We start from the raw sequence: 9,948 nt of genomic DNA, 5'->3' as shown, positions 1-9,948 counted from the left end.
GCCCGGTGGTCGCGGGCCCGGTGGTCGCGGACTCGGTCGTCGCGGACTCGGTCGTCGCGGGCTCGGTCGTCGCGGGCTCGGGAGTCGCGGGGCGGGCGGCACCGCCCGGGGCCGGGGTCCGGCCCGTTCCCGCGATCTTGGGCCGCCGGCCCCTCGGGGGACCCATCGGATTGGGCTTGCGACGCTGCGGGGGCACTACACACTCTCCTTCATGGCTCACTCGCCTCCGGCGGATCCGGGATCGGCCGGTGCAGGCGCAGGAGCGCCCGGGGCGGGCGCGGGATCGGCCGGCGGCGCGGGTTGCTGCGCTCCTTCCACGGGCCCGCCGCCGAGCTGCACCGAGTCCAGCGGCTGGATCGTCTCCGCCTTCCAGATGTCGCCGTCCTTGCGCATCGCCACGTTCACGGTGACCTTGTTCTCGACGAAGTTGTCGGGCCAGGTGGTCTTCACCGCCAGGACGATCAGGGCGTTCGCCGTGTTCGCGTCCGTGTCCAGCGCCGTCAGGGAGCCGAACAGCACGTTCGCCGACATGCCCGTGCCCGTCTGTGCCACCTGCTGACGGATCTGCTGCTCCGTCGCGGCCAGGTCGTTGTTCAGGGCCTCACCGGTGATCGACGAACGCATGTTCTCGATCGACCGGTCGACGTCGGCGGCGTCGACGCTGTTGAGGTTGATCGCGGCCTGCATCGCCCCGGACAGGGCGGCGTCCCGCGCATCGGCCGTCGGGCGGTCGGCGAGCAGGGCCCGCCCCCATCCGAAGCCGAACCAGGCGGCCGCCACGAGGGCGATCACCGCCAGCACGCTCACCACTGCCAGGACGATCCTGCGTATCTTGTCGCCGCCCGCCCCCGCCGTCTGCGGGGGACGGGACGTCGTGTCTGCGGTCACTGCACCAACCTACTTACCTACTTCGGGGTGACTCCGAGCAACGGCGCGAGCTGCGTCGCGATCGGATTCAGATTGAGCTTGTCCGGATCCTGCTTCGGCGTGAAGTCCCACGGCTGGATCGTCGCCGGGTCGGCGAACACGATCCGGTTCGCGCTCCGCACGCCGGTGACGCTGCCCTGCGGGGCCTCACAGGACGCCTCCGTGTTGAACGGAAAGTCCTGTTGGGTGTCGTCGAAGTTGGGATCCCGGCGCTGCATCTCGTCGAGGATCGCCTGAGTGCCCTCGTACCCGAGGGTGCACGACGGCGGGTTGTTCGTCTCGAGCAGGATGCCCTGCCGGACCGTGCCGTCGCCGGGCGCCACCGTCCCGGCGCTGGCCGCCACGGCCGGCAGGAACGCGAGCAGCGGCTGCAACGCGACGGCCTGCGGGCCGAGCTTGTCGCCGAGCAGCGCCAGGTTCGTCAGGTTCGCCGTCAGGCCGGGGCCCGAATCCGCGACCAGCTGCGTGAGCTCCTCGCTCGCCGCCGTCCCGGTCTCGAGGAGGCGACGGACGTCCGGGTCGCTGTCGCGCAGCTGCGCGGTCACCAGGTCCAGATCCGCGCTGAACTGCCGGATCGCCGACGCCTGCACCGACTGGGTGTCGAGCACCGTTTGGCTGTCGCGGATCAGCGACACCGTCTGCGGCAGGTACTGCACCCCGGCGTCGCTGAGCTGGGCCAGGGAGTCCACGAGGGTCTGCAGCTGGCCACCGCGGCCGTCGAACGCCGCCCCCAGCTCGGTCACCACCGTGCGCAGCGAGTCCACCGGCACCGACCGGACGAGCGCGTTCGTGCTCACCAGCAGGTCCTGCACGGGCACGGGCACGTCGGTGGCGTCCTGGCCGATGACCGATCCCGCTTCGAGGTAGGGGCCCTCGTCGGTATCCGGTTGCAGATCGACGTACTGCTCGCCGATCGCCGACCGGTTCGCCACCACGGCACGGGTGGACGCGGGGATCTGCGGCCCGCCGTTGTCGAGGAGCAGCGTGACGTCGATGCCGTCCTCGGTCAGGCCGAGCTCGCCGACCCGCCCCACCGGCACGCCCCGGTAGGTGACCTCGGCGTTGGTGAAGATGCCGCCCGAATCGGCGAACCGTGCGTGGACGGTGTACTGCCCGAACCCGAGCAGGTTGTCGAGGCGGACGTACCGCGCGCCGACGAACACCACCCCGAGCAGCGCGATCACCACGAACGCGACCAGCTGTATCCGCAGCATTCGCGATCTCATCATCGCCCTCCCCCGACTCCGAGCTGGTTCAACAGGCCCTCCAGCGGATTGGCCGGCGCCGGGTCGTCGCCGGTGTCCGCCGCCGCGGCCGGCTGACCGGGCAGCGTCACCCCCGGCGGCAGTTCGAGTCCCACGGGCAGCTTCGCCGCCGGCAGCACCGGCAGCAGCGAGACCGTCGGCCAGCCCGGCCTCGGCCCGTTGCCGTTGTAGTACGGGTTCGACGGATCCACGACGGGCTTGGGCTCGCCGAACTTCGGCTGCCGGTAGACCGGCTCGCCCTGACCGACGCCGAGCGAGGCCAGCGCGTCCCCGATCTGCAGGTCCACGGCGAGGAACAGGTTGACCGAGCCACCGAGGGCGATCTTCTCGACCCCGTCGGGGAACGGCACCGTCGGGATGAACGGCAGCGCCTTCACCAGATCGTCGCCGGAAGCGGCGAGCTGCTGCAGGGTGGGGCGCAGGGCCAGCAGGTCGGCGATGAGGTCCTCCTTGGACTGGTCGAGCACGTCGGTGCCCACCGTCCCCAGGCGGTCGAGCTGACCGAGCAGTTCGGTCAGCTGGGGCCGCTGCTGTTCGAGCACCGCGGTGGCCACCGGCAGGTCGTCGAGGATCGCCGCGATGCGGTCGTTCTGTTCCGCGACCCGGACGGTGAGCACATCGAGGCCGTCGAGGGCGCGGGTGATGTCGTCGCGCTGCTGGTTGAGACCGTCGATGAGCCGATCCGCCTGTTGCAGAAGGCTCTTCGTGGTGCCTTCCCGGCCCTCGAACGCGGTGGACAGCTCCTCGACCACCGGCTGCAGCTGGCCGACGCCGCCGCCGTTGAGCAGCAGCGAGAGGGCGCCGAGCACGGGCTCGAGTTCCGTGGCGTGCCGGGTCCGGTCCAGCGGAATGACGTCGCCGTCGGCGAGCAGTTCGCGCGACGGGTCGCTCGGCGGCGGACTGAGCTGGACGAACTTCTCGCCCAGCAGACTGGTCTGTTCCACCGCGGCATACGCGTTGGCCGGCAGCTCCACTGCCGAGTCGACCACGATCCCGACGTCGGCGGTCCACCCGTCGGGACCGACGGAGACCGTCTCCACCCGGCCGACGGGCACGCCGTCCACCTTGACGGTGGACTGCGGCACGAGGTCGAGCACGTCGTCGAACTGCACGGTCACGTGGATCGGGTCGGACCCGACGTCCGCACCACCGGGCAGGGGGAGGCTCGCGGCCCCGCCGCACCCCGACACCGCCAGGGCCGTCACGCAGGCCCCGGCACCGAGAATCGCCGAGCGTCTCACTGTCCGCCCCTCTCCAGGTCCAGGCGCGGTGACTCGACACCGGGCACCGTGCCGGGAACCACCCGGCGCTGGATGTTCTCGCCGCTCAGGACGCCGAACGGCAGGATCAGATCCGGCGTCCGGACGTCGTTGGTGATCTGCTCGGCGAGGCCGGAACACTGATCGATCAGCGGCTGCATCTGCCGGCCGAGCTGCTCGAACCTCGGGTCACCCGGCACGAGCCGACCGAGGTCGATGAGCTTGCACATCACGCCCGCCGGATCCTGCAGATCGGTCACCACCAGACGGGAGGCGAGCGACCCGGACTCCGCGTCGTAGGAGTTGACGAGGTTGCTCACCGCCAGGGGCAGCAGGGTCAGCGAGTTCACCAGCGAATCCCGGTTGGCGGCAAGGTTGTTCGTCACCGGGACCAGAGCGTCCACGTTGTCCTTCAACGCCGCCTGATTGTCGTTGACGAACTGCGCGACCACCCCGAGCGACTCCGACAGCTGGTTCAGCGCGAGCCCGAGATTCTCCCGCTCGCCGGCCAGATAGCCCGACAGGTCCGACAGCTGCGCGTTGAACTCGCGCACCTGCTGATCGTTGGCCGCCAGCGCGGACACGAAGATCTGCAGGTTCTCGATGGTGCCGAACAGGTCGCCGCGCGACTCGTTGAGCGTGCGCGACGCGGCGGAGAGCTGCTCGATGGTCTGGCCGAGCGCGGCACCGTTGCCTTCGAGATTCTCGGCGCCGGTCTCCACGAAGCGCGTCAGTGCGCCGTCCTTGTTGGCGCCCTCGGGACCGAGCGCCCGCGACAGCTCGTCGACGCTGGCGTACAGCTGGTCCACCTCCACCGGGGTGGCGGTCCGTTCCCGCGGGATGACGGCGCCGTCGGCCATCGTCTCGCCGCCGGTGTACACCGGGGCGAGCTGCACGTAGCGGTCCGCGACGACCGACGGGGTGATCTGCACGGCCTTGGCGTCGGCGGGGATGTCGACGCCGCGGTCGACCCGCATGTCCACCCGCACCTGGTCCCCTTCGGGGACGACCGCGGTGACCTTGCCGACCTCGACGCCGAGGACCCGGACACCGGACCCCTCGTACACCCCGACGGCCTTGTCGAAGTAGGCCGTGATCTCGGTGGTTCCCATGCGGTTGAAGACCCACCACAGCACACCGGCGATCAGTACCACGGCCGCGGTGATCGCGGCGATCAGCAGCACCATCGGGCCGCGCCGTGAGCCGCCACCGGACTCGGCATGCGACATCAGTTCTCTCCCAACGTGCGAACCGGATCGCGGTATCCGGGGATCTCCGGCAATCCGGGCGGAATGAGGTTCACGACGACCTGGTCGAACCAGCGGCCGTTGCCGACGACATTCGAGTACAGCCGGACGAACGGCTCGTACAGCTTCATCGCGCGGTCGAGATCGTCGTTGCGGTCCTGCAGGATCTGCACCACTCCCCGGAGCTGGTCGAGCGCCGGGCCGATCGTCGCCTCGTTGTCGCGGACCAGACCGGTCAGCTCGGCAGACAGCCGCTGCGTGCCCGTCAGCAGCTGCGAGATGGCCTGCTGCCGGTTGTTGAGTTCTGCGATCAGCAGGGCGCCGTCGCTGATCAGCCGGTTGAACTCCGCGTTGCGGTCGGCGAGGATCTGCGAGGTCCGGCCGGTCGCCTCGAGCAGCCGTTTGAGCTCCTGGTCCCGGCTCGCAACGGTCTGCGAGAGCCGGGTGACTCCGTCGAGCGAGGCCCGGATGTCGTCCGGTGTCTGCGAGAACGCCTCCGAGAGCGTGTCGAAGCTCGTGGCCAGCTGTTCCGAGTCGATCTCGCCCAGAGTGGTGGCCGCGGACGAGAACGCCTCGATCACGTCGTACGGGGCTACGGTGCGCGACAACGGGATCCGATCATCCGGGTCGAGCACCTCGGTGCCCCGCGGCTCGAGGGCGAGGTACTTCTGGCCGAGGATCGTCTTGATCTGGATCGAGGCCGAGGTGTCGTTGCCGAGCCAGGCGTCCTTGACCTTGAACGACACGAGCACCCGGTCCCCGTCGAGCTCGATGTCGGTGACCTGACCGACCTTGACTCCGGCGATGCGCACCTCGTTGGTGGGCTTGAGGCCGGCCGCCTCGGTGAACTCCGCGCGGTAGGTGGCGCCGGCCCCGATGATCGGCAGCGAATCCAGGAAGAACGCCGACAGGGTGGCCAGCAGGACCACGAGAATCCCGAGGGCGCCGGACACGGCCGGACTGCGACGTCTGCTCATCGTCCCTGCAACTCCTGCATCCCGTCCTGCGTGCACCGCTTGGCGGCGTTGGTGTAGATCGGCTGGTTCACCGTGGGCAGGCCGGTCGGCAGGTTCAGGTACGGAACCGAACCCGGGCCGGCGATCACGTCGATGCCGCACAGGTAGAACTGGAACCACGACCCGTAGCTCGCGACCCGGCCCAGCTTCTCGAGCTTGACCGGAAGGGTGGCGAGGACCTCGTCGACCGCGTCGCGGTTGCTGTTCAGGTTCGCCCCGAGCTGCTGCACCGCCGTGACGGAGCCGGCGATGGCCGGCCGGGTCGGCTCGAGCAGATCGGCCGTCGCGTCCGTCAGCCCGGCCAGCGACTGCACGGCCGCACCCACCGTGTCGCGGTCGGCGGCCAGCCCGCTGACCAGCGCCTGCGTGTTGACGAGCAACGAGTCGAGCTGATCGTCCCGCTCGTTGATGTTGGTGAGCACCGAGTTCAGGTTGTCGATGACCGCACCGATGACCCGGTCCTTGTCTGCGATCGTGTTGGTCAGGCTCGCCGTCGTGCGCACCAGGTCGTCGATGGTTCCGGCCTCGCCCTGGAACACCTGGACTATCTGCGACGACAGCGTGTTGACGTCCTCGGCGCTCAGGGTCTGGAACAGAGGCCGGAACCCGTTGAACAGGGTGGTCAGGTTCACGGCCGGCTTGGTGCGCTCCAGCGGGATGGTGTCGCCGCCGGTCAGCTTCATCCCCTGCATGCCCTCGCCCTGGTCGAGGGCGATGTAGCGCTGGCCGACGAGCGTCCGGTAGCGGATCGTCGCGGTCGTCGCGGCGGGCAGCCAGTCCCGGTCGGACATCGAGAACGTCACGCGCGCCTCGCGCCGGTCGACGATCTCGATCTTCTCGACCTGACCGACGCGGACGCCGGCGATTCGGATGTCGTCGCCCTCGTTGAGCGACGTCACGTCCGTGAAGATCGCGTGGAATTTCGTGCCTCCGCCGCCGCCGAGGCTCGCGATGGTCGCCGCGAGCATTCCGGTGGCGAGGATCGTGACCACGGCGAAGACGATCAGCTTGATCAGCGGTGCTGCCAGGCCTCTCATCGGAAGCTCACCTCCGTTCCACGCAGGGCGGGCGCGCCCAGGCGCGTCGTCCAGGTCGGCACGTCCTCGGGCGCGATGCCCGTCGCCTCCGCGTACACGACGCCGAGGGCGTCCTGCTCGGCCCGCGACCCGGTGTACGAGACCTGCGTCGTCGCCGGGGTCGTCCCGATCAGCTCGCCGACGTCGTCCGGCACCCCGGACCCCTCGGGGGCCGGGAAGTACGACATGGTCTCCGGGCCCGGGTTGCGGGACGGCACCTGGTAGGAGCCGTCGTTGATCGAACCGCCGGGGTACTGCGGGAAGAACCGGCCCGGGGCCGTGACGTTGTCGTAGCAGGTGGGGCCGCGGACGTCGAGCAGGCGCGGCTCGTCCTGGTTCGGCAGGTACCGGCCCTTCGGATTGACGAACTGGACGCTCGCCCGCACGCCGGGGAACGGGTCGTCGGCCGCGAGCACCCCCGCAGCCGCGGGTGCCGCGTCGGCGAAGCCCTTCAGCATGCACGGGTACGACGGCGAGTACCGGGCCAGCAACTGCAGGGCCTGCTTGGAGTCGGCGGCGATGCTGATGATCGAGCCGGCGTTCTGCTCGAGCAGCCCGGCGGTCGCCGACGACGCCCCCGTCGCCGTGACCAGCAGAGTCTCGAGCTGGTTCTCCTGTTCCACCACGGTGTTGCCGGTGGTGCGCAGGTTGTCGAGGGCGCTGATCAGATCGGGCGCGGCGTCGGAGTAGGTCTGGGAGAAGTCCGCGAGCCCGCGCAGGTCCTCCTGCACGGCCGGGAGCTCCACGTTCACCTCGCGGAACACCTGCTCGAGCCGGTCCACGGTCTGCCCGAGGGTCTCGCCGCGGCCGCTCAGGCCCTGGGCCAGGGCGCCGAGGGTGTTCGCGAGATCCTGCGGTGGGATGGCCTCGAGCAGGGGCAGCAGCCCGTCGAGCACCTCGCCGAGTTCGACGGTCTCGGCGCTCGTGTCCTGCATCAGGGTGTCCCCCGCCTGGATCGGGCGCGCCGGCCGGTCCGGGAGGATCAGCGAGACGTAACGCTCCCCGAACAACGTCTTCGGCAGCAGCTGTGCGGTCGCGTTCGCGGGGATCAGGCCGGCCTTGTCCGGTTCGAGCGCGAGATGTGCGGTCACCGTCCCGCTCTCGGCCGACGTGCCGCGGACCTCGCCGACGATCAGTCCGCGCACCTTCACGTCCGCGTTCATCGGCAGCGCGTTGCCGACCTCGTCGGTCACGAGGTCCACCTCGACGACCTTCTTGAACGTCTTGTTGTACATCGCGATGGTGACGAACAGGAACAGACCCAGCACGACGAAGAACAGCAGGCCGAGAACCCTCCGCTTGAGGGTCGAGGGAGTCGGGTTCATCCGGCCACCCTCACGGTCGTGGTGGTGCCCCAGATGGCGAGGCTGAGGAAGAAGTCGAGCACGGCGATCGTGACGATCGCGGTGCGCACCGCACGGCCGACGGCCACGCCGACGCCCGCGGGTCCCCCGCTGGCGTTGAAGCCGTAGTAGCAGTGGATGAGGATCAGGAAGAAGGCGAAGACGAGGACCTTCCCGAAGGAGTACAGCACGTCCTCGGGCGGCAGGAACAGATTGAAGTAGTGGTCGTACGAACCCGACGACTGCCCGTTGAACAGGGTGCTGATCACGCGTGTCGCGAGGTACGCGGCGAGCAGGCCGATGATGTACAGCGGGATGACGGCGACGAAACCGGCGATCATCCGGGAGGTGACGAGGAACGGCACCGACGGCACCGCCATCACCTCGAGCGCGTCGATCTCCTCGCTGATCCGCATCGCACCGAGCTGGGCGGTGAAGCCACAGCCCACCGTCGCCGACAGCGCCAGGGCCGCGACGATCGGGGCGAGTTCACGCGTGTTGACGTACGCCGACAGGAAGCCGGTGAGCACCGAGGAGCCGAGCTGCTCGAGGGCGGCGTAGCCCTGCAGACCCACGACGACGCCGGTGAAACCGGACATCATGGCGATGACACCGATGGTGCCGCCGATGACGGCGAGCGCGCCGCTGCCGAAGGTGACCTCGGCGAGCAGCCGCAGCACCTCCTTGCGGTAGTGGACGAGGGTGCGCGGGGTCCACGCGATGGCCCGCGCGTAGAACGACATCTGGTCGCCTGCCCGATCCAGCATGTCGAGAGGAGCGCGCACGATTCTGCGCCCGCGGAGCCAGATGACGTCTCCGCGGCCCTTTGCGATTGTCATCGAGTCAGGATCCCTTCGCCGGAACGATCTGCAGGTACACCATCGTCAGGATCAGGTTCGCGAAGAACAACAGAAGGAAGGTGATGACGACGGTCTGGTTGACGGCCTCGCCGACCCCCTTCGGTCCGGCACCGGGGTGCAGGCCCTTGTAGGCCGCGACGACGCCGGCGATGACACCGAAGATCGCCGCCTTGATCTCGGCCACGTAGAGGTCGGGCAACTGGGCGAGGGCCGAGAAGGACGCCAGGTAGGCGCCCGGGGTACCGCCCTGCAGGATCACGTTGAAGAAGTAGCCGCCGGCGATGCCGACGACGGAGACGAGTCCGTTGAGCAGCAGCGCGATGAGAACCATCGCGAGCACGCGCGGGACCACCAGGCGTTGCACGGGGTTGATGCCGAGCACCTCCATGGCATCGATCTCCTCGCGGATGGTGCGCGATCCGAGATCGGCGGTGACCGCGGAGCCGGCCGCGCCGGCGATCAGCAGCGCGGTCACGATGGGACTGCCCTGCTGGATCACGGCCAGCACGCTGGCGGCGCCGGTGAACGACTCCGCGCCGAGCTGCTTGATCAGCGACCCGGTCTGCAGCGAGACCACAGCGCCGAACGGGATTGCCACGAGGGCGGTGGGCAGGATCGTGACGCTCGCGATGAACCACGCCTGCTCGATGAACTCGCGGAACTGGAACGGCCGGCGGAAGGTGTTCCGCACGACGTCGACGAACAACTCGACGATGTTTCCGGCCTGGGTGAGTGCACCGTGTATCGGACGCACGAACGAGCTGGTGCCCGATCCGACCCCCATGTGTGCTCCTAGCTTCTGTGGCGGGCGGACTCGTCGTACCCGTGACCGGGGTACGCCGGGATGACCTGCGTGTCGTCGTCGCGGAAGGAATGCTCGGGGTAGGCCGGCGCGGCGTGCGTCCCGCCGGTCTCCTCGAAGGACTCGAGGATGGCCTGCTGGGCGGCCTCGGGC

General features: G+C 69.4%; 9 protein-coding genes and 1 pseudogene. All 10 read right to left on the bottom strand.

Features of this window, described 5'->3' with window-relative positions; translation table 11 throughout:
* A pseudogene (locus tag CQZ88_RS30175) lies at window positions 1–196 on the bottom strand (hypothetical protein); the annotation flags it as partial.
* Window positions 197–216: 20 nt separating this feature from the next.
* The gene (locus CQZ88_RS05925; protein WP_006931296.1) at window positions 217–810 is read right to left on the bottom strand and encodes a hypothetical protein; all 594 of its coding nucleotides are present in this window, start codon (window positions 808–810) and stop codon (window positions 217–219) included.
* Between the two features lie 95 nt (window positions 811–905).
* The gene (locus CQZ88_RS05920) at window positions 906–2,153 is read right to left on the bottom strand and encodes an MCE family protein (RefSeq protein ID WP_029545063.1); all 1,248 of its coding nucleotides are present in this window, start codon (window positions 2,151–2,153) and stop codon (window positions 906–908) included.
* Window positions 2,153–3,433, bottom strand: a complete 1,281-nt coding sequence (locus CQZ88_RS05915) for an MCE family protein (RefSeq protein ID WP_102799386.1) — start codon at window positions 3,431–3,433, stop codon at window positions 2,153–2,155. The genes CQZ88_RS05920 and CQZ88_RS05915 overlap by 1 nt, the downstream gene beginning before the upstream one ends.
* Window positions 3,430–4,680 (bottom strand): MCE family protein, encoded by a 1,251-nt coding sequence (locus tag CQZ88_RS05910; RefSeq protein WP_006931305.1) that lies wholly within the window; start codon window positions 4,678–4,680, stop codon window positions 3,430–3,432. Before CQZ88_RS05910 ends, CQZ88_RS05915 begins: the two co-directional genes overlap by 4 nt.
* Window positions 4,680–5,675, bottom strand: coding sequence for an MCE family protein (locus CQZ88_RS05905; RefSeq protein WP_003937627.1), 996 nt, complete (start codon window positions 5,673–5,675; stop codon window positions 4,680–4,682). Before CQZ88_RS05905 ends, CQZ88_RS05910 begins: the two co-directional genes overlap by 1 nt.
* On the bottom strand, window positions 5,672–6,751 hold the full coding sequence (locus tag CQZ88_RS05900) for an MCE family protein (protein ID WP_006931307.1): 1,080 nt from the start codon (window positions 6,749–6,751) through the stop codon (window positions 5,672–5,674). Before CQZ88_RS05900 ends, CQZ88_RS05905 begins: the two co-directional genes overlap by 4 nt.
* Window positions 6,748–8,115, bottom strand: a complete 1,368-nt coding sequence (locus CQZ88_RS05895; RefSeq protein ID WP_006931309.1) for an MCE family protein — start codon at window positions 8,113–8,115, stop codon at window positions 6,748–6,750. The genes CQZ88_RS05900 and CQZ88_RS05895 overlap by 4 nt, the downstream gene beginning before the upstream one ends.
* Window positions 8,112–8,972: an ABC transporter permease gene (locus CQZ88_RS05890; RefSeq protein ID WP_029545068.1), complete on the bottom strand. Its 861-nt coding sequence runs from the start codon at window positions 8,970–8,972 to the stop codon at window positions 8,112–8,114. The genes CQZ88_RS05895 and CQZ88_RS05890 overlap by 4 nt, the downstream gene beginning before the upstream one ends.
* 4 nt (window positions 8,973–8,976) lie before the next feature.
* Window positions 8,977–9,777 (bottom strand): ABC transporter permease, encoded by an 801-nt coding sequence (locus CQZ88_RS05885; RefSeq protein WP_006931311.1) that lies wholly within the window; start codon window positions 9,775–9,777, stop codon window positions 8,977–8,979.
* Window positions 9,778–9,948 lie beyond the last annotated feature (171 nt).

Origin of the sequence: Rhodococcus sp. ENV425 (assembly GCF_002887785.1) — a bacterium.
Taxonomy (GTDB): Bacteria; Actinomycetota; Actinomycetes; order Mycobacteriales; family Mycobacteriaceae; genus Rhodococcus; species Rhodococcus aetherivorans.
The sequence above is the reverse complement of the archived record's forward strand: the minus strand, read 5'-3'. Positions and strand labels throughout refer to the sequence as shown.